Genomic DNA, 24635 nt, shown 5'->3' on the forward strand with positions numbered 1-24635 from the left:
CGCATCCTGAGATGGAAAAGACGCAAAAGCGGGGGAGAAAACCAGCCTCAGAGGACTAGTTGATGTCCATGTGAAGGTCCCACTTGTTGTTCAGGTAGCGGCCAACAGCCTCACCAAACATCTTCACGTGACGCTTATCAGCCGCCACGGTCTGCTCCTTGCCGTCCTTGAACAGCTTCTCACCCAGATCAACGTTCAGAGTCACGGTCCAGTTGTACGCACCCTGCGCCAGAACCGGCTGCTTGGTGCCAATAGTCAGGGTAGCGGTCGGGTTCACGTACCAGGTCTTCTTCTCTTCAATACCTGCCTTGGTGGAGTCCGCGTACTTCTTCATCGCCGCCAGGGTCTCCTGGTCGGTGCTGACCTCGTTCATGTAGTGCATATCGCCGGTACGCAGCAGGTACTCAAACGCCGCACCGAAGTACGCCAGAGCCGCCGCGAAGCCAGCCACCGAGTTCTGGTGCATGGCCTCCGGAACAATCGGGGAGGGAACATTCTGCGGCGGGTGCTCAGCGTTACCCGGCTGGTACTCGCCGTGCTCCTCCATCTTCTCCAGCTTCGCTACGCCGCTGTAATCCTTATTGTCGTTAGGCAGCGGAGAATTCGCTGCGGTAGCCGAAGCCGACGCAGATGCGGAAGGGGAAGCAGACGCCGACGCAGAGGGCGAGGCGGTAGCAGACCCAGAAGCAGCCACAGAAGCGCTCTCAGAGCCAGAAGCGGAAGCAGACGCCTCAGAAGTAGCCTTAGAGCCACAAGCCGCCAGCAAAGCCATAGAGCTGACGCCCAGCACACCCAGCGCCGCGCGGCGGGTCAGGTTCTCGGACATAGTGATACCTTTCAGTCAGTCGGTGATTGCAACCAGTTTAGCCGCAAACCCAACAGGATACAGAGTTGAGCGGACGAAGCGTGAGAAGCGCCTCGCAGATAAAAGTGTTATGACGAACTATGACGCCGCAGAGGTGGCGGACGCCTCAACGGACGCCTCAGCAGAAGTGGCGGCAGAAGAGGGCACAGAAGCCGAACCGGATGCCGCGCCGGACGCCGCAGCACTCGCGGTGGACGCGCCTCCCTGGGCGGTACCTCCCTGAACAGTAGCACCGTACGCCACGCTCAGCTCCCACATCTTCGAATCAGCATGGTAACGGCCACGGAAATCGCACTCCTGAACCGTCACCTGAGAAGCCAGACCCGCAGCAGTAGCAGAAGCAGAAGCACTCGGGGACGCCGCGTCAGACACCAGCGCATCCTCAGAAGGCTCAGTAGGCTCAGCAGAAGCGCTCGCGGAGGTAACCACCGGCTGGATCTTGCCCTCCGCCACCGCCTCCGTACCGAAGTCCAGGGTGTACTTGCCCTTAAACAGCAGGTTGCCATCACTCATAATGGACGGCTGCGCACTCGAAAGCGCATAGGAAGCCGACGGATTCACATACCAGGACCCCTTCTCCACACCCGCAAGAATAGAAGCCGACAGGGCATCCACCTCAGAGCGAGTCTTCGACGACAGCTGAATACCGGTCGAGAACGCATCCGTGCTACCGGTCTTCACCAGGTAATCCATAGCCGCTGCAAAATAAGCAATCGCCTCATGGAAACCCGTCACCGTATTCGCCGACAGAGCATCAGTCACCTTCGGCTTCGGAGCGTTACGCGGCGGATGCTCCACCGTGCCCTGCTCATAATTCAGCGTGCCCTCATAGTGGGTGTACTCCACCAGACCCGAATAGTTCTGACCATCATCGCTGTACCCATTCGGGTTAGCGCTCGACTTCGAACCGTTCAGGCTACCGCCCTGAGAACCAGACTGCTGGCTAGAGCCACCCGAACCGCAAGCGCTCAACAGCGCCGCAGAACCCGCAACAGCGGATGCGCCCAAGCCCAAACGCAGCAGAGAACGGCGCGAGAAAGACTGAGAAAAAGAAGACATACAAAAACCTTGAATCGAAAGACCGGTACTACCAGAGTAAAACAGATCATGCCCTAACCCGAGTGCGAGTTAGGGCATGATGCCTCATCCATCTGAGGGCTTAAAGGTTGTCACCATTAGAATTGCCGCCATTGCCGGAGTTACCGGAATCGCCAGCATTACCGCCGTTAGCGCCGCCACCGTTAGTGCCACCATTCTTAGGCTGAGCCGAAGCCTGCGCCTCATACTCATCCTGAATAGTCAAAGTCCAATCATTATCGTGGCGCACACCGGTAACCACCAGGCCACGCTCAGTGCGGCGAACCTTCTCAGACATCTCCGCAGGAGCGCCCTCAACCACAACGGTCGGACCCAAATCAATCACCAGATCAAAAGTCCACTGCACGCTCTTCTTCACCAGAGTCGGAACAGCGGTGAACGCAGACATCGTCACCTTCGGCGACACATACCAGTCACGATTCTGCGAGCTCTCATTCGACTCATCCATAAACGATGAGAACGACGCAACGAACTTCTCATCAGCCTTCGACTCACGCAACGGGCCAGCATCACCGGTCAGCACCAGGTAATTAATCGCCGCATACACGAACGCAATCGAATCGTACAGACCCTGCACCGAGTTCTCCGATGCGCTCGCCGGGCGCTTGGGGAACGGCACGTTCTGAGCGGGCGCAGACTCGGTCGCCGGAACGAAATTACCCTTCTTCTCATAGTTGTCGAAGGTGACCTCGCCGCTAAAATCAGTACGCGCAGAAGCCGAAGGGGAAATCTGAGGGGTATCCGCATCAGCGTTTTCACTAGTGGAAGAAGAACCACCGCACGCAACCAGTAGGGCGCTCAAAGACACGCCCGCAACGCCCGCACCCGCATAACGCAGAGCAGAACGGCGGCTGATGCCGGTAGTGGAACTGGGAAGCCCGGAGGTCATGGGGAAAAGCGCCACGGAATACCTTTCGAGTGAGAATCTCAGGTGAGAGACGAGTGAGAGAACGCCTCGACGAGCGGATATCACACACGGACATCCCTCTAGAGACAGTCCTAAGTATAACGCGCCCCCGCCTTCACACCCGTGCGTACCAGCGCTCAAACGAGCGTGATATGCCGCCCATCAGCGAACTTACCGTGACTAGGAACTTAGTGGAACCAGCGGGAGCATCGCACCGGATGGGGTGAAAGAGGGGACGCGTTCATCGTCTATAGGGGGAGGGGCTACTCGGTCTCTAGGGGCTACTGGGCGCCCTCACCGGGAACACCGGCAGGTGCCTCAGCACCGCCCGCATCGGGGGCACCGGGCGCTACGGTCGGCTGAACCGTCGCAGCTGCAGGCTGAGTCGCCACGGGCTGTGCGGGAGCGGTAGCCACAGGCGCCTGGGTCGCGGCAGGCTGAGGAGCCTGAGCCGCGCCACCCTGACCGGTGCCGGCCTGTGCGCCACCGTTCTGCGCACCACCGTTCTGGGAGCCAGTGTACTGACGGGAACCGTTCTGGGCGGAAGGAGCCTGCGCACCACCGTTCTGCGCGGCACCATTCTGAGCAGTGCCCTGAGCCGCGCCGTTACCCGAAGTATTCGCGCCGGTGTGTGCGCCAGCATTAGCCGCCACGGTGCTGTCATCAGTCACCGTCGGGGTATAGGTCGAGGAAGGATGCGCACGCGGAGTCTGCGTCGGCTTCGGAGTCAACGCGGGATCGTACTGCTGAGGCGAGATGACGACCCAGCGCTTCGCCTCCTCATCGTACTCAGCGTAGAGAGCCTTAATCTCCGCAGCCTCAGTATCCTCCAGAGGCTTGGTCGTATTAGTCGCCTTCTCAACCTGCATACCGTGCGCCTGAGTTACGGTGCACGCCCACGAATACTTCGTGCCGCGGGTCGTCGGCTGCTTATCGGTCAGACGGAAGGTCCACTCGCCGCCCACCAGCCAGTTCGTGCCGGGCGCATAGAAGGCGCGCAGCTTCTCCAGCGCCGCACGGTTGGTAGAGTTCTGCGCCTGAACCACCTGCAGGGCCGGACCCGGGTCACCGGTCATGCGGGCATAGTTCACCGCCGCCGCAAAATACGCGAAAGTGGCGCGCAGACCGCGGGCGTTCTTGTCGTACATGCTCTCATCCTCAATCGGGATGGGCACGGCACTCGCCTTAGAATCAACGCTTGCCGGGCCGGCAGTCGGCTCAATCGTGTACACCTGACCGGTTTCCGGGTCGGTGCTGCTCATCGGGGCCGCACCGTTGCCCGCAATGTACTTAGTCCACTTCAGCTCGCCCGACAGATTGTCGTAGGCACCCGCAATCGAAGCGGAAGCAGTGGGGGAGGCGGTCGCCTCCTCAGTCTTTTTGGAACCGCAAGCGGCAAGCATCGCACCCAGGGCGGCGGTGCCCGTAAGCGCAATAAAGTGGCGGCGGCTGTGAATCATAGTGATCCCCTTGAATGTGCTGTGATGCGGAAGTATCGGTGATAGGTGAAGAGCTCACGCCCTAATCCTCAGCCTAACATCACGCCCCCATCAGAGGGCGTGAAGCAGTCACCCGCGGGGCGGGTAGAGGCGCATTGAGGTGAAAATGGGCGGACCTCATCTAGCCCTAGCCTATAGATTTCACGCGTGGCACACAAATAAAAGCCCTCATCCGTGCCTCATATCACCCAATATGACGGGATCTTTGAGGCACGGATGCAAAGAAGTTTTAGGCTGAGCCTCGAATGTAACGAGCCGCCTTAGAAGAGGCGCTCTCATTCGGGGTCGGGTGCGCGCTCGGGGCGTTCGCGGACGGTTCAGTGGTAGCCGCAGGGGTGGCGGTAGCACTCGGGGAAGACTTCGGATCCTCCAGCATCTGCCACCCCTCTTCACCAAAGTAGACGTAAGCATCCGCCTTCTGATTGCTGCCGTAGATACCGGTGAGCTGCTCACGCTGACGGGTCTCATGGTTGAACAGGAACGCGTTCTCGTCCACCTTCAGGGTCGCCTTCCAGCAGTAGACGTCCTGCTCGGTGGCGGGTACCGGCTGCGGGGAGCTTAGATTGATGCACATGGGGTGGTTGCTCTTAGAGACCAGCCAGCCAATGTTGTAGCGGTAAATGTCGCGGTACATCTGCGCCATGTGGCTAAAGTGCTCCTGGCCGGGCAGGCTCATGAAGGGGTCGGTATCACCGGTGAGGAGCATGTAGTTCTGCGCCGCACCCCAGTACTGCAGGAAGGCGTGCAGACCCTCAACGGTACGTTCCTTAGCCTCCGGGGGCATGATGGGTCGGGGGACATTGACGGCGCGGTGGCTGAGAGTGCCGTTCGAGAAATTGCCGACGCGCTCAAAGAACTGATCCGGCAGGATTGCCGGGCCGCGGCCGTCCAGAGCGGATTTGGGTAGAGGCTCGGCGTAGGTGATGCTACGCGTGGTGGTCGCAGATTTAGTCTGGGTGCTCTGAGGCGCCGGTGCGGCATCAGTGGGAGAGGGATCAGTGAGTGGTTGAGGGCGAGAAACTGCGCTGGGACTGCAGGCGCTTGTGAGTGCACTCAATGCTGCTCCGGAAGAAAGAGCAAGAAGATGGCGACGTGACAGCGAACCGAACATACGCAACCTTTCGCAAGAGTAAAGACGGGCAGGCAGTAATGGGTAGCTCGGATGCAGTGAACCTCAACGGCAGTTGATTGCAGTTGTATGAGGGGTCGGTGAGCGTTCCCGATGGGGGTGGCATACCGCGGTGAGTACGGATGCGATAGAAAGGGCAGGTCAGAAGCCGCCTGAAGGAATCGGTGTGGGTTATGACCTGCCTGGTTGTCGTGCTCAATGATTCTAAGCGTACTTTCAAGTTCGAAATGACCATATCTGCGCTTGAGCGTAAAAAGTTATCAAATCTTAATATTTGCCCGTTTTATGCGGGTTATAAAACGTACCAATGTGTTCCGGATAACCGTATTGAAATGTGCTGATTTCCTGCGGAAAATCAAGGATTTTCTTACCTGCTCTTCTTATGAATAAATCATAAATTGGAGTTGTTGCACCCTGTGCGCAAGTAGTATCTCAACCTCTTCAGGTTGTCCAAACACCTATCAAAAACAGCCCCTCACACAGCCTGGGCACTCCCATCCGCACAACCTAGCCACAACGCGACCGCGCCAACACCCAAACATGGCATGAAGCAGGTGCACCCTATGGGACAATAGCGCTGTGACTACCACCGACTATGCGCAGCTCAAAGCAGCTCGCGAACTGCTCACTCGAATCCCCCTCCCGCTCGACGTAGAAGCCGGCGAAACCCCCGGCACCCCCTACACCGTCACCCACGACGGCACCGCCGAGCACGGCACCGCCACCGCGCGCACCCTGCTCGCCGCCATGGCACGCCAACTCGACGACTACATCCTGCCGCGCAGTGCCAGCGTCGACAACCCCCTCACCATCGTGGTCGGAGGCTCCACCGGCGCCGGCAAATCCACCCTTGTGAACACCCTGCTCGGCGAACCGCTCACCCAGTCCGGCGCGATTCGACCCACCACCCGCCACCCCGTACTCCTGCACCGCGCAGAAGACGAGGCGGCACTGTCACCCGAACGCTTCCTGCCCACCCTGCCGCGCACCCGCACCTCCGGCATGAACGCCGGATCGCAGGCACTACCGGGCCTTGACCCGAAGATTGCGCGCGCCCTCATTCCTGTTACTACCTCGGCGCTACCGCAGGGCATCGCGCTCATTGATGCGCCCGATATCGACTCCGTCTCCGAGGAAAACCGCACCCTCGCCAAGGAATTGCTCTCCGCGGCAGACCTGTGGCTCTTCGTCACCACCGCCAACCGCTACGCCGACGCTGTGCCCTGGGAACTGCTCCACGAAGCAGCCACACGCTCCATCGCCATCGCCGTGGTGCTCAACCGCGTGCCCGAAGGCGACGAAGAAGCCATCGAAAACGACCTGCGACGCATGCTCGACGAGGCGGGAATCCACGCCGTACTGATTCACACCGTCACCGAACAGCCGCGCGACGAAAGCGGCATGCTCGCCCCCGTCAGCCTCGCCCCGCTGACCCTGTGGATCCGCGAACTCGGCGCCGACGCACCCGCCCGCGCCGCCATCGCCCGGCAGACCCTCGCCGGTGCCGTCGAAACCCTCGCCGGAAACCTGCAGGTGCTCGCCGCCGAACAGGCACGCCAGCAGGCGGCGCACCAGTCGCTTGCCACCATCGTCGCCGAAGAATACGAGGACGCGCTGACCACCATCGACGGGGCGCTCTCCGACGGCTCCCTGCTACGCGGCGAAGTGCTCTCGCGCTGGCACGATTTCGTGGGAACCGGCGACTTCTTCCGCTCCCTCGACAGCACCATCGGTCGCCTGCGCGACCGCGTCGGCTCTGCACTGCGCGGTCAGCCCGCCGCCGCCCAGAAGGTAGAGGACGCCCTTGAAAGCGGTATCCACGCCGTCGTGCTGGATGCCGCCGCCCGCGCCTCCGAAAACACCCGCACCCGCTGGCGTGCCAGCCGCGCCGGACGCTCCCTGCTGGCGCGCCTGGACGCGCCGACGCCCGAAAAGAATGCAGGCGCAAAGGGTGATGTGAAGGGTGAAGTGCAGTCCGCCGAGGACATCTTCTCCGCGGCCGTTGCCGAGCAGATTCGCCTCTGGCAGGGATCCGTGCTCGAAATGATTCGCGAAGAAGGTGCCGACAAGCGCAAACGCGCCCGCTTCCTCTCCCTGGGTGTGAACGCCGCCGCCGTGATGCTCATGGTCGCCGCGTTCAGCCTCACCGGCGGCATTACCGGTATTGAGGCAGGTATTGCCGGCGGTAGCGGCGTGGTCGGCACCAAACTGCTCGAGTCCATCTTCGGTGAAGACGCGGTGCGCCGCATGGCAACCCGCGCCCGCACCGACCTGCTCGAACGCATGGCGGATTTGCTCACCGAGCACGCTCAGCCCTTCACCGTGGTACTCGAAGAAACCGACCCGCAGGCTGACGCCGAGGACATTCACCGCGCCGCCGAGCAGGTACAGGCGATTGCCGCAGAAATGAGCGCGCAGAGTCAAACCACACAGCGTCAAACCACACAGCGCCAAGCCGCAGCCCACACTAACGGCACGGTTGCCCGCTAAACCACTCCGGACAGGCACCCCGCACCACAGACGAAGAAAAAACGCACTATGACTACCCCCGAGAAGAAACTCGAGAACGCCGAGCGCAACACCGAGCGCAACGCCGAGCGAGGCGCCACCCCCGCCGTGGCGACCTCGCCATTCGCGCGCTCCGTCGCATCCCTGAAGGACGCCATCAGCTACGGTGAAGGACGAGTCCCCGAAACCGTGCTGCTCGATGCCGCCGAAACCCTCGAACGCCTCAGCCAGCGCCGTGAACTCTCCACCGAACACACCGTTATCGGCTTCTTCGGCGCGACCGGTAGCGGCAAATCTACGCTCTTCAACGCCATCGCCGGGCAGAACATTGCCCTCTCCGCTCCCACACGCCCGACCACCTCCACCGTGCAGGCGGCAATCTGGGAGGCAGAAGGCAGCGAAGAGCTACTTGACTGGCTCGGCATTGACAAGCGCGTTTACCCGCAAACTCAGGCGCTCGCCGCAGAAGGAGAAGCAAGCGACGGCAACGGGGCAGGTAAACACAATAAAGCCGGGGGCGCGGCGGCACCCAACGCCGTCACCGAACCGGCACCCGGACTCTTCAACCGCATCCGCCGCGCAGTAGGCGGACGCGGCGAAATGCGCACCCGCACCGGCGGCCTCATCCTGCTGGACATGCCCGACTTCGACTCGGTCACCACCACCAACCGCGACCTCGCCGCCCGCATGATGCGCTACGTGGACGTACTCGTCTGGGTTGTCGACCCCCAAAAGTACGCCGACGCCGTCATCCACCGCGACTTCATGGTGCCGCTTGCCGCATCCGGCGCGCAGGCGCTCTGCGTGCTCAACCAGGCGGACAAGCTCGCACCCGCCGAGGTGCCCGCCGTGCTCGCATCCCTCACCCGCCTGCTGCAGGCTGAGGGCACCGAAGCGCACTTGCTCGCCGCGCCCATCGCCGTCTCCGCACGAACCGGTGAGGGCGTGGACGTGCTCCGCGACCTGCTCGCCCAGGTAGCCGCCGCCAAGAGCCTATCCCTGCAACGAACCGACGCGCAGCTGCACGCCACCGCCTCCCAGCTGCGCACCTACGCCGGGGGAGAGGGGACCGTGCTCGCCGGAGCCTACGCCCTCGACGCGGAGCAGAAGCTCGTGAAAGCATGCTACTCATCCAGCCAGGCAGAGCAGGTTTTGCAGGCGGCAACCGCCTCCTATCGCCGCGCCGCGGGTCAGCACACCGGCTGGATCCTCACCCGCTGGATGAGCCGCCTAAAGGCTGACCCCCTGCGCCGCCTGCACTTGGGACAGCAAGATGAAACGAAGAGCGCGTCTAAGACCGAGAAGTCCGCAGGTATGCTCGGTTCCGATAGCGAGAATGCACCCGAGCTGGTGGCATCCTCGCTGCCTCCGCTGAGCGCCGCGCAGAAGGCGGGCATGGCAAACGCCGTGCGCCAATACAGCAAGCAGATGGCGGCCCGCATCGACGAACCGTGGAAGCGCAGCATGAAGGAAGCCGCCCTCTCCCGCGAGGCGGAGCTTCCCGAACTGCTCGAACGCGACATGGTGCGCATCGACTACGGTCTGGGCCGCACCCGCGCCCCCTGGGTCATCTTCAACGCCCTGCAGTGGATCGCGCTAATGAGCGCCCTGGTAGGCGTCGGCTGGCTGACCCTGATTTCCGGCATGGCGTACCTGCAGATTCAACTGCCGCCCGCCCCGACCCCCGAAGGCTCCCCGGTGCCCCTGCCGACCCTGCTTCTGCTACTGGGTATCCTGCTTGGTATCGCCTCGGCGGGTGTGGGCAGGCTACTTACCGCCATGGGCTCACGCTACTACGCACGTAAGTTGCGGGGTCGCCTGCAGACCGGCGTGGAGAAGGCGGTGCAGTCCTGCGTGGTCGCCCCGGTACAGCAGGAAGCAAAGCGCCTCACCTCCTACCGCAAGGCGCTGGACATTTAGCGGCGTATCATCCGAGAAGCCGCATCAGGATAAGCCGCATCAAGGCAAACCTCATCAGAACAAGAGCGCGCAAAAGAAATCCCTCCCCACCTCAATCGAGGCGGGGAGGGATTCTTCTCGTTAAATCTACACGCTACTGAAGCTTAGTCCTCTTCAGTACTCTCAGCGCAGGGAGCCTGCTGAGACGCCGCAAGCTCACGCAGACCGTCCGTAATCGCCTGGGCAGCCTTAACGACCAGCTCAGGGTAGTTGCGGTTCGGCTGGCGGGTCATGCGGTCAATCGGGCCTGAGATAGACACTGCCGCAATCACCTTGCCACCGGGCGCACGCACCGGGGCAGAGACCGAGGCGGTACCGCGCTCGCGCTCACCTACGGACTGTGCCCAACCGATGCGGCGCACAGCCGCGAGCATGGCGGCGCTGAAGTGGGCGTCGCGCAGGCCTTCAACAATGCGGTTCTGGTCTTCCCAGGCCAGCAGAACCTGGGCTGCGGAACCAGCCTGCATGGACAGCTGGGTGCCTACCGGGATGGATTCGTGCATGCCGGAGGGTCGTGCCGCGGTTGCCGCGCATACGCGCCAGTCGCCCTGGCGGCGGTACAGCTGGGTGGACTCGTCAGCTTCGAGGCTGAGCTTCTGCAGAATCGGGTCTGCCACCGTGATGAGCTCATCGGAAATGGTGGCGGATGCGAGTTCGGTCAGGCGGGGGCCGAGCATGAAGCGTCCCTGCACGTCGCGGGCTACGAGGCGGTGGTGAGCCAGCGCCACGGCGAGGCGGTGCGCGGTGGGGCGTGCCAGACCGGTTGCCTTGACGAGGTCGCCCAGGGATACGGGGCCTGCCTCGAGGCAGTCAAGAATGAGGGTCGCCTTGTCGAGCACGCCAACGCCGGAGGAGCCGTGGGAGTGTACCTCTACCATCTGCTCGTCGGCTGCCATGTGTTCGGGCGGCTTGACGGGGTCAACAATCGGTGCGTTGTGGTGTGTGGATGCGTTGGGGTGACGCATTCCGTGTGCGTTAAAACGTGAGGCGGAAGGAGTCATTCTTATATTCTATCTCAGAATATGAAAGATACCCCGGACTTCATGGACTCTTTGGGGTGCAGAGCTGAAGATGGAATCACCCCCTACGGGATAAATTATGAGCTTTTCATAATAAGTGTTTATGTGGGTTTGTGGGTGAAAATATGCGAAAAGACGCAGAAAAATGCGAATAATCTCGCAAAATTACCCTGGAGTCATAGAGTAAACCCACATAAAAACACTCGCTAGTTCGGGGTGTTTCTAGGCCGTCTCACAGGCTAAGAATTCGTGAAAAAATACGCGACACGCCGCAGAGAAATACCGGTTTGAGGATCCCATCGGGTACATAATCCGCCCCTCAACTCCGCAAACTTGCGGCACGCACCACACCGAACGCATCCACCGTAGGAACGCATCAAGCAGGAGAAAGCATGACTAGCGAACAGAACGCAACCACCGCGGGCACCCGTCCGCGCACCCTGGCAGAAAAAGTCTGGGACGCACACGTCGTCGTCCCCGGTGAAAACGGCAAGCCCGACCTGCTCTACATCGACCTGCAGCTACTGCACGAAGTGACCTCCCCCCAGGCATTCGAAGGCCTGCGCATCGAGAACCGCCCCCTGCGCCGCCTCGACCTGACCATCGCCACCGAGGATCACAACACCCCCACCGACAACATCTTCGGCACCATCGCCGACCTGACCAGCCGCACCCAGATCGAGACCCTGCGCCGCAACGCCAAGGAATTCGGCGTGCGCATCCACTCCCTCGGTGACGAGGAACAGGGCATCGTGCACGTGGTTGGTCCGCAGCTGGGCCTGACCATGCCCGGCATGACCATCGTCTGCGGTGACTCCCACACCTCCACCCACGGTGCGTTCGGCGCTCTCGCGTTCGGTATCGGCACCTCCGAGGTGGAGCACGTCATGGCGACCCAGACCCTGCCCCTGGCACGCTTCAAGACCATGGCAATCAACGTTGAAGGCACCCTCAAGCCCGGCGTGACCGCAAAGGACATCATCCTCGCTGTCATCGCGCAGATTGGTACCGGCGGCGGTCAGGGCTACGTGCTCGAATACCGCGGCTCCGCGATCCGCTCCCTCTCCATGGAGGGCCGCATGACCATGTGCAACATGTCCATCGAGGCGGGCGCACGCGCCGGCATGGTCGCCCCCGACGAGACTACCTTCGAATACATCAAGGGCCGCCAGCACGCGCCCAAGGGTGAAGAGTGGGACAAGGCAGTCGAGTACTGGAAGAGCCTGCCCACCGACGAAGGCGCCGTCTTCGACAAGGAAATCTTCATCAACGCTGACGAGCTCGAACCCTTCGTCACCTGGGGCACCAACCCCGGCCAGGGTATTCCGCTGAGCCACGCCGTTCCCTCCCCGGACGACTTCGAGGATGAGAACGACAAGGTCGCAGCAGAACGCGCCCTCGAATACATGGACCTGAAGGCCGGCACCCCCATGAAGGAAATCCCCGTGGACGTCGTCTTCCTGGGTTCCTGCACCAACTCCCGCATCGAGGACCTGCGCGCCGCAGCGGACATCGTTCGTGGCCGCACCATCGCCGAGAACGTGCGCATGATGGTCGTGCCTGGCTCCCAGAAGGTCCGCGCGCAGGCAGAAGCAGAAGGCCTGGACAAGGTCTTCAAGGACTTCGGTGCCGACTGGCGCTTCGCCGGCTGCTCCATGTGCCTGGGTATGAACCCCGACCAGCTGGCACCCGGTGAGCGTTGCGCCTCCACCTCGAACCGTAACTTTGAGGGCCGCCAGGGCAAGGGTGGCCGCACCCACCTGGTCTCCCCGGTGGTTGCCGCCGCAACCGCTGTGCGCGGTACCCTGTCCGCCCCGTCCGACGTCGTGGCCTAGCACGCCGCTATAGCTAAGGAGCCATTATGGAACCCATTATTAAGCACACCGGCATTGGCGTGCCGCTGCGTTCTTCGAATGTTGACACCGACCAGATCATCCCCGCCGTCTACCTCAAGCGAGTGACCAAGACTGGCTTTGATGATGCCCTCTTCGCTAACTGGCGTAAGGACCCCGAGTTCATCCTGAACCAGGAGCCCTACAAGCACGGTAGCGTGCTGGTTGCGGGCCCGGACTTCGGTACCGGTTCCTCGCGTGAGCACGCCGTGTGGGCGCTGCGCGACTACGGTTTCAAGGTCGTTATCTCTGCTCGTTTTGCCGATATTTTCCGCGGCAACTCCGGTAAGCAGGGCCTGGTCACCGCACAGGTTGCACAGGACGATATCGAGCTGATTTGGAAGGCGCTGGAGCACGAGCCCGGCACCGAAATCACCGTTGACCTGGAGTCCAAGACCGTAACCGTGGGCGCGCTGGTTGTTCCCTTCGAGATTGACGACTACGTGCGCTGGCGCCTCATGGAGGGCCTGGACGATATCGGTCTGACCCTGCAGAACCTCGAAGCTATTGAAGCGTACGAGGCGAAGCGCCCCTCCTGGATGCCCCGCACTCAGGAACTCTAAGTAGGGACTCTCTAAGCCGAGCGCTCTAAACCCTAGAGACATAAAGCTCGAAGGCGGCGACTGAAACAGTTGCCGCCTTCGAGCTTTCTGCATCCTGAGCTTTTCTGCGTCCAAAACCTTGGCACGTATATAAAATGCGCCTCCCCGGAGCATCAGCTTCTGGGGAGGCACATTTATTGACGACCTAGAGCTTAGGCACCCTCAGTGATGGGGGTGTTCAAGGTTGCGTTCTCGGTGCAGCTGTACAGCGCCGCCGAACCGGGGGAGCGCACACCCGCGGTCGGGTTCGCGTTCTGTGCGGTGGCAAGAGCGAAGTCAGAAACCACCTCGTGGTTAATGTAGCTGCCGCCTGCGCCGCCGCCGCTGCTCAGAGCGCTGAGCGAGTAGATGTTGCCTTCGCCCTCGAACTGCACCTGACGGCCGAAAACGGCCTCGTAGTATGAGCCAACGGTCCAGATGTTCAGGCCTGCGCCACCGCCGCCGTAGCCGGCGCCACCACCGGATGCTACGGAAGTGAGGGAGAGCTTGCCGTAGGTGTGGGAGAGCAGCGCGCCCGAGCCGCCCTTACCGCGGTAAGAGCCGGTAGCGTCCGCACCGCCGGTTCCCTTTTCCTTATCACTCACGGAGTCGCCCTCGTAGCGGTAGTAGCGCGGGAAATCGTAGGAGTCGAACCAGGATTCGGACATGGGCATGAGCTTTAGCTCGTTGTTCTCGTCGAGGACGCCTGCCAGTGCCTCACCGAGGGTGCCAGCTACGCCGGAGCGACCAGCGGTACCGCCGGTGACCATGAAACGCATGTCGAGGGTCTTATCGTCCTCGTCGAGGGGCTTGAACTCCTGGTAGGGGCTTGCCATGAGCATGCCGCCCTGACCGGTGTTGTCGGTGCCCAGGTCGCCGCCCGCGCTGCCGCCTGCGGTGGTGGATGCATCGCGACCGTCCAGCGCCACGCGCAGTGCCGGGTTCAGCTGATCCTTGGGCTGGGCGTTGAAGAGGCTCTGGTGGGTGGTGAGGGTGCCCAGCTGCGCGCCGCCGCCGCCAGCACCGGCAACGGCTACGACGGTGACTGCGCCGTCGCGGACGAGCTCGACCGCGGAGGAGCCGCCGCCGGACGCGCCGTACACGTAGCCGCTATCGGTGCCTACTACCTGCGCTGCGCCGGTTGCGGTGCTGGAGCCGGTGGAGTCGCCGCCTGCTGCGTAGCCTTCGCCTCCGAGTGCGGGCTGTGCGCCGGCTGCGGAGCCGACGCCGCCGTTACCCGCCCAGACGCGCAGGATGTCGCCGGACTTGACCGCAAGAACACCGCTGAGCTGTGCACCGGCACCGCCGCCAGCCAGGGCCGCGTTCGTGACGTCGGTCAGGTATCGGGGAGTGAAGGAAGATGCGGCACCGCCGGCACCTCCCACGAGGTCGAAGCGTACTCGTCCAACGCCTTCAGGGACGAGCCATTCGGTGTATGCGCCAGCCTTGTCGTCGAAGCCGGTTGCGGTCGGCTTGAGGGTCAGAGCGGGGGAGCAGGTGGGCTCGCCGCTTGCCGCCCATGCAGGGACGGTTGCGCTGGCGAGGATAACGGGAGCACTCCACGCCGCACCCTGTACGAGGCGACGGCGCGAAATGCGTGATGCAGTGTTGTGATGTGTCATATTTGGGGTCCTCCGGTAGTTCGCGGATGCAGCCGCGAAGCGACCTGTGGTTGGTTGCGATGGGCCCTGGTTTTTAGTTGACTTTCGAATATTTACGGTGATGTTGAAGTGAATTTTTGAAGTTAAAGTGAATCAGGAAGCCGAACCGTTTTGGTTGGGTACCATCGCAAAGGTTTATGCAGTGAATGCACGCCACGCGCCCTCCCGTGAGGCTCTGTACTGCGCGGGTGCAAGGTCGGTGCCGGCGCCTATGCCGCAGTGTAGAGCTGATTGGCTCCTCCGTGAGAGCGGAGGCGCCGTTCAGTGGGCACGAGTGTGCACGTTATTGTAGGGGTGAGGTTGCTCTCAAGTTCAAATTCGGACGTTAAAAAGACGAAACTAACGTCAAATTTCGGCGAAGAAACAGAAAATGTTTGCATTAGTGTGAATGTTTGTGTATCTTTTTGTTTTTCTGGCTCTGAATCTGAGGGGGCCAGAGCGGTTTTTCACATACACAACAGAGCAAAATCTCAGTCACGAGTTCCAAAGGTTCTTCAGTGTTTGGAGCACCTTTACGCAGGGCTTAGAATAATGATGAATATATGCGCCCGTTTCGCCCTGCTACCGGCAGGGGCGCGGCACGACAGAACGCGGCGCATCGGCACACTGTTAAAGTTCGGCCTAAACCAGCCGACTCCACAAAGGATTTTTAATGACTGAGAACATCAGCAAGCTTCGCATTGAAGGTGGCACTCCGCTCGTTGGTGAGGTTCACGTTCGAGGCGCCAAGAACCTGGTGCCCAAGGCGATGGTCGCAGCACTGCATGGTTCGACCCCCTCGACCCTGCGTAACGTCCCTGACCTGAGCGATGTCGAAATCGTTACCACCCTCGTGGAGCTGCACGGTGCAAAGGTCGACTATGACCGCGACGCTGGTGTTCTGACTCTCAACCCCGCACAGGATGCAACCACCGCTGCAAAGAACGCAGAGGAGATTCAGCTCTTCGGTGGTAACTCCCGCATCCCGATTCTGATGGTGGGCCCGCTGCTACACACCCTCGGTACCGCACGCATCCCCAACCTGGGTGGTTGCAAGATTGGTGACCGCCCCATCGACTACCATATGGCGGCTCTGCGCAAGTTCGGTGCAGTCGTTGAAAAGGATGATGAAACCGGCACCACTCTGATTGTTCCCGAAGAGGGTCTGAAGGGCGCAGAGATTGTGCTGAACTACCCCTCCGTGGGTGCTACCGAGCAGGTTCTGCTTACCGGTGTGCGCGCTAAGGGTAAGACCATCCTGCGCAATGCAGCGATTGAGCCCGAAATTATTGACCTGATTGCTGTTCTGCAGAAGATGGGCGCCATCATCTTCATTAACGAGGACCGCACCATCGTCATTGAGGGCGTGGACGAGCTGACCGGCTACGATCACACGTCCCTGCCCGACCGTAACGAGTCCGCTTCCTGGGCTTCTGCAGCTCTGGCTACCGGCGGCGACATTTTCGTGCGCGGCGCAGATCAGAAGGATATGACCGCGTTCCTGAACCAGTTCCGCAAGATGGGTGGCCTGTACGAGGTGACCGCCGAAGGTATCCGCTTCACCCACCCGGCTCAGCACACCCCCGGTGCTCAGCTGAAGCCCATCGTCTTTGAGACCAACGTGCACCCCGGCTTCATGACCGACTGGCAGCAGCCCCTTGTCGTGGCGCTGACCCAGGCTAAGGGCGCATCCATCGTGCACGAGACCGTGTACGAGGAGCGTTTCGGCTTCACCAACGCCCTGAAGCAGATGGGCGCAGATATTGTCGTCATGCGTGATTGCGTGGGCGGCGCACCCTGCCGTTTCGAGGGTAAGGGCTACGGCCACTCCGCTATTATTTCTGGTCCCACCCCGCTGACCGGTGCCGACATTGAGGTTCCGGACCTGCGCGGCGGCTTCTCCCACATCATTGCTGCTCTGGCCGCTAAGGGCACCTCTCACGTGAGTGGTGTTGAGCTGATTGCTCGCGGCTACGAGAACTTTGAGGAGAAGCTCAAGAGCCTGGGTGCCAACTTTGAGGTGCTGGCACGCAAGGCGTCGAAGGCTCCCAAGCCCGATGCGGCAATCGTCGTTGTTGAGCCCGAGGAAGTTGAGGTTCAGGACTAGTGAGCGGACAGCAGGGAAAGCAGGCTCTGCCTGAGATTGAGCCCACCGCCTCCGGCGATGCTCTGTACAAGGTGCTCGGTAACGCTGCGCGCGGGCTGTACATGCTCATCGCACGCGTTGAGATTGCCGGCCGTGAGAACCTGCCCAAGAGCGGCGGGTACATTATCGTGGCTAACCACACCACCGAGCTTGACCCGGTGACCGTGGCTTTCCCTGCTTTCGTTGAGGGCGCCCTGCCGCGCTTCTTGGCGAAGGATTCGCTCTTCCGTGCACCCGTGCTCGGCTACATTATGCGCAAGCTCGCGCATATTCCAGTGGTTCGCGGTTCGGTGGATGCGCGTAAGTCCCTGATTACCGCCCGCAAGATTGTTGAGGCTGGCGGTGCCGTCGTGATTTTCCCGGAGGGCACCACCACCCACGATCCGCAACTGTGGCCCATGCAGGCGCGTACCGGTGCGGCTCGTCTGGCTCTTGCGACCGGCGCGCCCGTCTTCCCGGTGGCGCACTGGGGGGATGAGCAGATTCTCGGCTACGTGGATGAGCCCGGCGAGGACGGCCGCATCAAGGAGAAGCGTAAGATTTCGCTGTTCCCGCGCAAGACCGTCCGCGTGAAGGTTGGCAAGGCACTGGATATTGCCTCCCTCGTTGAGGACACCAGCCCCGAGGCTAAGCACACCCGCACCGAACTGGGCGTGGTCACCGACGCCATGCTGGATGCTATTACCGCCGAGCTGGAGCAAATCCGCGGCGAGAAGGCTCCTGAGGGGCGTTGGAATCCGCGCACTAAGCGTCGTGAAGCCCCCGGCACCCCCTCCGGTCCGGTCGGTGGCGCACTCGGCGAACCGGACGAAAAGTAGTATTCCCGCTGGGAATCATATGAGAGCCACCGATAGGTGCCCGACCGGGCGCCTTCGGTGGCTCACCCAAGGACCTCACAAGGAAGAGAGGCTGGTGTTTTCGTGACTTTCTTTGGACGCACCCCCGCAGCAAGCCCTGAATTTACCCCTCCGGCAACCGTACAGTCTATTGCGGTGCTGGGTGCCGGTAGCTGGGGCACCGCTTTCGCTAAGATCGCGGCGGATGCTGCCCGTGAGCGTGGAGATGACACTCGTGTGACCCTCATTGGTCGTGATGAGCAGGTGATGGCTGAGTGCGAGCGCACCCGCGAGAACGCCCGCTATTTTCCGGGAATGAAGCTGCCGGACAACATGCACTTCACGGCGGATGCCCCCGCGGCGCTGACCGGCGCCGATATCGTGGTTCTTGCCCTGCCTGCGCAGGTTCTGCGTTCGCAGTTGCAGAGCTTCGCCCGCTATATTGAGCCGAACGCCATGCTGGTGTCTTTGGCGAAGGGCCTGGAGACCGGTACGGGTCTGCGCATGTCGCAGGTCATTACCGAGGAGCTGGAAGAGGCTATGGCTCTGCGCGGTGCTGATGTGCGCGCGATCGGTCATATTCCGCACCGCGTGTGCGTGCTCTCGGGCCCGAACCTGGCGAAGGAAATCATGGGGGAGGAGCCTACCGCCTCCGTGGTTGCGGCTCGTACCCTGCCGGTGGCTGAGTCTGTTGCTCACGCGATTGCGTGCGCGTACTTCCGCCCGTACACCAACACGGATGTGATGGGTACCGAAATTGGCGGCCTGGTGAAGAACGTGATTGCGCTTTGCGTGGGTATTTGCGAGGGCCGTAATTACGGCGATAATTCGAAGGCGTCCATTATGACGCGCGGCCTGGCGGAGATTACCCGCCTGGCGGTGGCGTTGGGCGGCGAGGCTGCGACCATGAGCGGTCTTGCTGGCATGGGCGACTTGATTGCGACCTGCTCTTCGCCGCTGTCTCGTAACCACACGGCGGGCCGCCTGCTGGCCCAGGGCATTACCCCTGACCGTCTGCACGAGCACATGAGCCAGACTGCCGAGTCGATTAAGTCGGCGCCCGTGGTGGCTGAGCTGGCTCGCCGTCACGGCGTGGAGATGCCCATTGTTGAGGCTGTGGTGGCTGTGCTTTCGGGCCGTATTGGCATTGAGGAGTTGGCGCCTCAGCTGCTGGGTCGCCGCCTCAAGCACGAGAGCCACTAAGGTTAAAGCTTTCTGGTGTGCTGGCACCCCTTGATTCGGGTTGTGTGCCAGGACATACTAGAAGAAGATTGAATGTAGACATCCGAGGACGGATACCGTTGCGGAAAACCGGTGCGTGAGAAACGCATCAGTGACCGCGACGGTATTCGTGCGTTAGGATTATTGACGCATTGCCGTTCCACCTTCCGGACCTGAGGGTAGGGGAACATTGACTAGGAGAAATATATGACCGAGAAGAAGACCGTCGCCCTGCTGTGCGGTGGCCGCTCCTCCGAGCACCCCATTTCGCTCATTACCGCCGCTGGCGTGCTGAGCGCCATTGACCGCACCGCCTACGAGGTCATCACTATCGGCATTACCCGTGACGGCCGCTGGTATCTGACTGACGAGCAGGAGCTCGCCGACCTGACTGCTGGCACTCGCGGTACCGCAGAGTTCCCCGAGGGTACCCAGCAGGTGTTCCTGCCGATGGGCGCCGGCGATTCCCGCCTGACCCTGGTGGATGCTGAGGGCAACGTTACCCGCACCGCACCGGTGGACGTTGTGTTCCCGCTGCTGCACGGCCCCTTCGGTGAGGACGGCACCGTGCAGGGTCTGCTGGAAATGGCTGACCTGCACTATGTGGGTTGCGGCGTGACCGCATCCGCTGTGGGTATGGATAAGCACTTCATGAAGGTTGCTTTTGAGTCTGCTGGCCTGGAGGTCGGCCCCTACGAGGTTGTCACTAACCGCCAGTGGGAGCACGAGGACCGCGAGCAGATTCTGGAGCGCGTGCTGAAGCTGGGCTTCCCCATGTTTGTGAAGCCGACCCGCGCCGGTTCCTCCTTCGGCATTACCAAGGTGGATTCGGTGGAGGAGCTCGTGCCCGCGATTGAAGAGGCACGCCGCCACGACCCGAAGATCATTATTGAGGCTGGTATTGTGGGCCGCGAAATCGAGTGCGCTGTGCTCGACGGCCACCACGGCGAGATGCCCCGCGCATCCTACCCCGGCGAAATCGAGGTTGTGGACGAGGACCACGGCTTCTACGACTTCGAGGCGAAGTACGTTTCTGAGTCTTCCGCTGTGACCGTGTGCCCGGCAAACCTGCCGCAGGACGTTCAGGATCGCTTGCGTCAGCTGGCTGTGAAGGCATTCCTGGCGCTGGACGGCGAGGGCCTGTCCCGTGCAGACTTCTTCTACACCGAGGATGGCCGCCTGGTCATCAACGAGGTGAACACCATGCCCGGCTTCACCCCGATTTCGATGTACAAGACCATGTGGGAGAACACCGGCATTTCCTACACCGACCTGATTAGCGAACTGCTGACCCTGGCGATGGAACGACCCCTGGGTCTGCGCTAGTTCTTGGGCGCGCCGTCGTTTTGACTGCGCTCAGTTATTGAATACGTAACGGCGGGGGAGTAGCCCCTGTTGTAAGGCGCCTCGGTACGGATTCTTGAGGGATTCGCGCCGGGGCGCTTTTTGCGCGGTGGGCAAGTTACTGCCTTTGTGGGAAGGGTAATTGGTACGTATTAGCCTCTAAATCTTGATGAGAATCGCTCGAATTTCACCCATGAGAAAAATCACTCACACTCGCCTCGAGGCTGCTTGGATAGTGGAGTGCAAGTTTTAAAGTGGTATTGATAAGGCAAAACGTAATTCTGCTCATAAGTGCATGAAATGATGCTTCTAGGTAACGAAAAGATGTTGTTGATGGTCGTTGCACATCTTGAAGCTCAAAGATTGGTATGAAAGCGCTAAAATGAGTAATGAAGAAAAAGTCGATTCGGTAGAATAGATGAAGGCATATCCAATCTGCCCTAGCGATTGGGTATCTATTCACTCACAACGTATCAGAAAGTCAAGGACAACCTTTGGGAAAACGAAACCGTAAGGTGGTCTCTGCGAGTCTGGCGACAGCACTGGTTGCTTCCGGAAGTCCATACGTAGCCTCATTTGCTCAAGATGTGCAGGAGGCAGCGTCACAGCTTCCGCCGAACCCTGTCGGCACCGCAGAACAAACCCAAGACCCCGCCGCGACCGCGGCATCCTCCTCCCAGACGGCAGTACCCACGCTCGCAACCGTGAGCGCATGGCCCACCGCTCAGGGAGATAAACAGGGGGACAATAAGACTGACAACGCGCAGGCAGAGCCCACCGCTCAGCCTAGCGCTTCTTCGAGCGCTCAGCCCACCGCTAGTGCTGAGCCTTCTGCAAGTGCTACGCCCAGCCCGGATGCGACTCCTATCCCGAACGCTACCGCGCAGCCCACTGCCGAGCCCACCGCTTCTGCGAGTGCTACCGCAACCCCGAGTGCTACGGCGAGTCCTAGCGTAGAGCCCTCTAAGGATGCGACCGCTGAACCTACCGCTACGCCGACCGTAGCTCCTAGCGCAAGTGCCGCTACGCCGACCGTAGCTCCTAGCGCAAGTGCCGAACCGAGTGTTGCTCCTACCGCAACTCCGACGGCTGAGCCGACTGTAGCTCCGACTGCGGAGCCTACGGTCCAGCCGACGGCAGAACCTACTGTTGCTCCCACTCCGGAACCGACCGTTGCGCCTACTGTGGAGCCCACCGCAGAACCCACCAAGGATGCAACTCCTGAGCCTACTCAGGATCCGACTCCTGAGCCTACGGTAGAGCCTACCCCTGAACCTACTCCCGAGCCGACGAAGGATGTAACTCCCGAGCCGACCCCGGAGCCTACTCAGGATCCGACTCCCGAACCGAATCCGGAGCCCACTCCGGAACCGACCCCCGAACCGAATCCGGAGCCCACTCCTGAACCTACTCCCGAGCCGACGAAGGACGTAACTCCCGAACCGACCCCGGAGCCGACCCAGGACCCCGCTCCGGAACCGAATCCGGTGCCCGCTCCTGAACCGACCAAGGACGTAACTCCCGAGCCGACTCAGGAACCGACTGAGGCACCCACCCAGGATCCTTCTCAGGTTCCGGTAGTCCCGGCCCCGGTTCAGGATCCGACTAACGAGCCGACCAAGGATGCGGTTATCCCCGTGATTCCGGTAGCTCCCGTAGCTCCGGTAGAGGATAACAAGGACAGCTCGGACTCCAAGTCGGTTACCCCGATTGAGACCGAACCTGTTGCTCCGATTCCTCCGGCGAACAACCCGGTGACCACCCCCGGCACCCGTAAGGAAATCTCTGGGGAAGATGTCGTCATCTCCATTGAGCTTCCGCGACCGGGCAGCTCCTCTGACTCCTCAAGTTCCTCTTCGGGATCTTCGAGCTCTTCACCGAGCAAGGCACCGAGCGACAGGCTTGATGGCGACGATGACGATCCGTTGCGTTCTGGCGGCACCACCCTCGGACGAATCGCAGCCAATAACGGCTCGAATGACTCCATCCCCGGTGCGGCAGACTGGGTTGCTGGATACCTCTCGCGTAATAAGACCGACGAGGACCACTCCCATGAGGCAAGCCCCTCGAGCTCCTCAAGCTCGGTATCGGCTTCGAAGTCGCCCAGCTCCTCCTCCACCTCGGCTAGCGCCAGCCGCTCCGCAAAGAGCGTGGCAAAGGCTGACGGCGCGAATGCCGCCCAGGAGCAGGCCGTGAAGAATGCGGACGCGGACGATTCCGGACTTTCCGGTATTGCACCGCTGATTCTCTTCTCGCTCATCGGTCTGGTGCTGATTGCTCTGGCAATCCGCTACTTCAGCCGCGGAGCATAAGGCGAACATAACGCGTAAGAATACGCGATAATAGAGGATGTGAATCCTCAGACTTTTAGCGAAACGCGGGACAACCCCATGCGAGAGACACCTCTCTCAAAGCTGGGGGAGTCCCGCGTTCTGCGCGCTTTCATGCCGATTATCAACGCCCACAACGAGCAGGTTGCCGCAGCGGCACGCCAGGCGGGGCGCATCGAACCCCTCGAGGTGGGCCCCGGTGACGACTGTGCCGTCCTCGCCGAGCCCGCGCCCGGTCAGCGTACCGTGGTCACCACCGACACTCTCGTTGAGGACCAAGACTTCATGAACCTGTGGCCCGGTGGTATCGCACGGGCGGGTGAGGCCGGTGAGTTCATTCTGGACCCCGCCCGCAGTAGCGGCTACGATGTGGGGCGCAAAGCCGCGACCCAGAACCTCGCCGACGTTGCCGCCATGGGTGCGCGCCCGGCGAGCCTCTTCATCTCCTTGAGCCTGCCCGGTAGCACTCCTTACGGCTGGATTGACGGCTTCGCCCACGGCATTGTGGACGGAATCAACGCCTGCGGAGCCACCGAATGTGTGATTGGCGGCGGCGATATTGGCGACTCCACCGAAATGTCGGTGACCGTCACCGCCCTCGGCTACACGGATCGCGCCGTGCTGCGCTCCGGCGCACGCCCCGGCGACACTATCGCCCTGGCGGGACGTACCGCCTGGTCCGATGCCGGTCTGCGCCTGCTGCTCAACCCGCTCTCCCTGCCCGCCACGGCACTACTGCGTGCCATTGCTGCAGGTCAGGATGCTGAGGCGGCGCTGGGCGCGGTGAGTCGGGCGTGGGCTCAAAAGCATGCCGAAAAGCAGGGCGAAGGCTCGGCTGTTGCTCTTCCCGAAGGGCTCATCGAGCTCGCCCGCACCCTCAGCCCCGAAGACGCCGCGCATATGCTTGCCGTTTGCGAGCGCGCCGTCGACTCGCAGCACCACCCGGTCAGCCCCATCCCCGCCGGTGAGGTGGCGCGCCAGCATCAGGCAAGCTCCATGCTGGATCTTTCTGACGGACTCGTCAAGGACGCTGGGCGAGTTGCCGCCGCCTCCGGGGTGCAGATGCGCCTCGACCGCGCCGCCGTGGATGCGTTCGCCGAGCCGCTGCTACCGCTGGCGCGCCTGCTGCTGGCGATTGGTGAGCGCACCGAGGCGGGGGAGAGCCCCGCATCCCTGGCGCGCACCTTCGTGCTGGTTGGCGGGGAAGACCACGGTCTGCTGGCGACCTTCCCCGGTGAGGTGCCCGAAGAGTTCGTGCCCCTGGGCACCTGCGTTGCGGACGCCCCGGAGCGCGGTCTGAGTGCTGAGCTCTACGGTGCCGAGCGCCGCCATGATACGGTAACCGGCGCGGCGGTCGTGATGGACGGCCGCTCCCTGGACGGCATGGGCTGGGAACACTACGGAGCTTCCGCGTAGGAGCTTGATTGAGTGCCGTGAGGTGCGTGCGGTTTGTGCGTTCCCTCTGTGCTTTCATTCCGCGGGATAGGTAGCGGACAATACCGTACATTTAACCGAAATTACCTAGAATAGAAGTACGAAATAGGTTGGATTCTGCCCGTGCCGCGGGCGCTAAGATTTAGCCGGGAACTAACCGGGAAATCAGTCGGGAACTAGCCACAAACTCAGCCGAGAACCGCGCGAAACTGACGAAACCGACGAAA

17 protein-coding genes are annotated in these 24635 nt (G+C 61.6%); 10 read left to right on the plus strand and 7 right to left on the minus strand.

Annotated elements, in window-relative coordinates:
* Positions 1-55: 55 nt before the first annotated feature.
* From HMPREF2527_RS02125 to HMPREF2527_RS02145, 5 genes are all read right to left on the minus strand, one after another.
* Positions 56-826: a DUF6318 family protein gene (locus HMPREF2527_RS02125; RefSeq protein WP_070506039.1), complete on the minus strand. Its 771-nt coding sequence runs from the start codon at positions 824-826 to the stop codon at positions 56-58.
* Between the two features lie 117 nt (positions 827-943).
* Positions 944-1924, minus strand: a complete 981-nt coding sequence (locus HMPREF2527_RS02130) for a DUF6318 family protein (RefSeq protein ID WP_070506041.1) — start codon at positions 1922-1924, stop codon at positions 944-946.
* A 100-nt stretch (positions 1925-2024) separates the two neighbouring features.
* Positions 2025-2867 (minus strand): DUF6318 family protein, encoded by an 843-nt coding sequence (locus HMPREF2527_RS02135; protein ID WP_070506043.1) that lies wholly within the window; start codon positions 2865-2867, stop codon positions 2025-2027.
* A 284-nt stretch (positions 2868-3151) separates the two neighbouring features.
* On the minus strand, positions 3152-4330 hold the full coding sequence (locus HMPREF2527_RS02140) for a DUF6318 family protein (RefSeq protein WP_070506045.1): 1179 nt from the start codon (positions 4328-4330) through the stop codon (positions 3152-3154).
* 268 nt (positions 4331-4598) lie between these two features.
* The gene (locus tag HMPREF2527_RS02145; RefSeq protein WP_246823921.1) at positions 4599-5426 is read right to left on the minus strand and encodes a DUF6318 family protein; all 828 of its coding nucleotides are present in this window, start codon (positions 5424-5426) and stop codon (positions 4599-4601) included.
* 651 nt (positions 5427-6077) lie between these two features.
* Here HMPREF2527_RS02145 and HMPREF2527_RS02150 point away from each other — a divergent pair.
* Positions 6078-7988: a dynamin family protein gene (locus HMPREF2527_RS02150; RefSeq protein ID WP_070506049.1), complete on the plus strand. Its 1911-nt coding sequence runs from the start codon at positions 6078-6080 to the stop codon at positions 7986-7988.
* Between the two features lie 48 nt (positions 7989-8036).
* Positions 8037-9926 (plus strand): GTPase, encoded by a 1890-nt coding sequence (locus tag HMPREF2527_RS02155; protein ID WP_070506051.1) that lies wholly within the window; start codon positions 8037-8039, stop codon positions 9924-9926.
* Positions 9927-10069: 143 nt separating this feature from the next.
* On the opposite strand, the gene HMPREF2527_RS02160 is transcribed toward HMPREF2527_RS02155, so the two are convergent.
* Entirely contained in the window at positions 10070-10966 is an 897-nt protein-coding gene (locus HMPREF2527_RS02160; RefSeq protein WP_005507443.1) for an IclR family transcriptional regulator, read from the minus strand.
* A 410-nt stretch (positions 10967-11376) separates the two neighbouring features.
* Here HMPREF2527_RS02160 and leuC point away from each other — a divergent pair, with 410 nt between their 5' ends.
* Both leuC and leuD read left to right on the plus strand, forming a co-directional pair.
* Positions 11377-12819 (plus strand): 3-isopropylmalate dehydratase large subunit, encoded by a 1443-nt coding sequence (leuC, locus tag HMPREF2527_RS02165; RefSeq protein WP_049337924.1) that lies wholly within the window; start codon positions 11377-11379, stop codon positions 12817-12819.
* Between the two features lie 26 nt (positions 12820-12845).
* Positions 12846-13439, plus strand: coding sequence for a 3-isopropylmalate dehydratase small subunit (gene leuD, locus HMPREF2527_RS02170; protein WP_005505627.1), 594 nt, complete (start codon positions 12846-12848; stop codon positions 13437-13439).
* Positions 13440-13630: 191 nt separating this feature from the next.
* On the opposite strand, the gene HMPREF2527_RS02175 is transcribed toward leuD, so the two are convergent.
* On the minus strand, positions 13631-15079 hold the full coding sequence (locus HMPREF2527_RS02175; protein WP_049349034.1) for a hypothetical protein: 1449 nt from the start codon (positions 15077-15079) through the stop codon (positions 13631-13633).
* A gap of 691 nt (positions 15080-15770) precedes the next feature.
* On the opposite strand from HMPREF2527_RS02175, the gene murA reads away from it, so the two are divergent.
* From murA to HMPREF2527_RS02205, 6 genes are all read left to right on the plus strand, one after another.
* Positions 15771-17204 (plus strand): UDP-N-acetylglucosamine 1-carboxyvinyltransferase, encoded by a 1434-nt coding sequence (gene murA / locus HMPREF2527_RS02180; RefSeq protein WP_012903332.1) that lies wholly within the window; start codon positions 15771-15773, stop codon positions 17202-17204.
* Positions 17204-18061: a lysophospholipid acyltransferase family protein gene (locus tag HMPREF2527_RS02185; RefSeq protein ID WP_070506053.1), complete on the plus strand. Its 858-nt coding sequence runs from the start codon at positions 17204-17206 to the stop codon at positions 18059-18061. The genes murA and HMPREF2527_RS02185 overlap by 1 nt, the downstream gene beginning before the upstream one ends.
* A 102-nt stretch (positions 18062-18163) precedes the next feature.
* On the plus strand, positions 18164-19282 hold the full coding sequence (locus HMPREF2527_RS02190; protein ID WP_070506055.1) for an NAD(P)H-dependent glycerol-3-phosphate dehydrogenase: 1119 nt from the start codon (positions 18164-18166) through the stop codon (positions 19280-19282).
* A gap of 225 nt (positions 19283-19507) precedes the next feature.
* Entirely contained in the window at positions 19508-20626 is a 1119-nt protein-coding gene (locus tag HMPREF2527_RS02195; protein WP_070506056.1) for a D-alanine--D-alanine ligase family protein, read from the plus strand.
* A gap of 605 nt (positions 20627-21231) precedes the next feature.
* Positions 21232-22956, plus strand: a complete 1725-nt coding sequence (locus tag HMPREF2527_RS02200; protein ID WP_246824749.1) for a hypothetical protein — start codon at positions 21232-21234, stop codon at positions 22954-22956.
* Between the two features lie 78 nt (positions 22957-23034).
* The gene (locus HMPREF2527_RS02205) at positions 23035-24390 is read left to right on the plus strand and encodes a thiamine-phosphate kinase (RefSeq protein ID WP_049352805.1); all 1356 of its coding nucleotides are present in this window, start codon (positions 23035-23037) and stop codon (positions 24388-24390) included.
* Positions 24391-24635 lie beyond the last annotated feature (245 nt).

The organism is Rothia sp. HMSC071B01 (genome assembly GCF_001808945.1).
In the GTDB taxonomy this organism is placed as follows: domain Bacteria; phylum Actinomycetota; class Actinomycetes; order Actinomycetales; family Micrococcaceae; genus Rothia.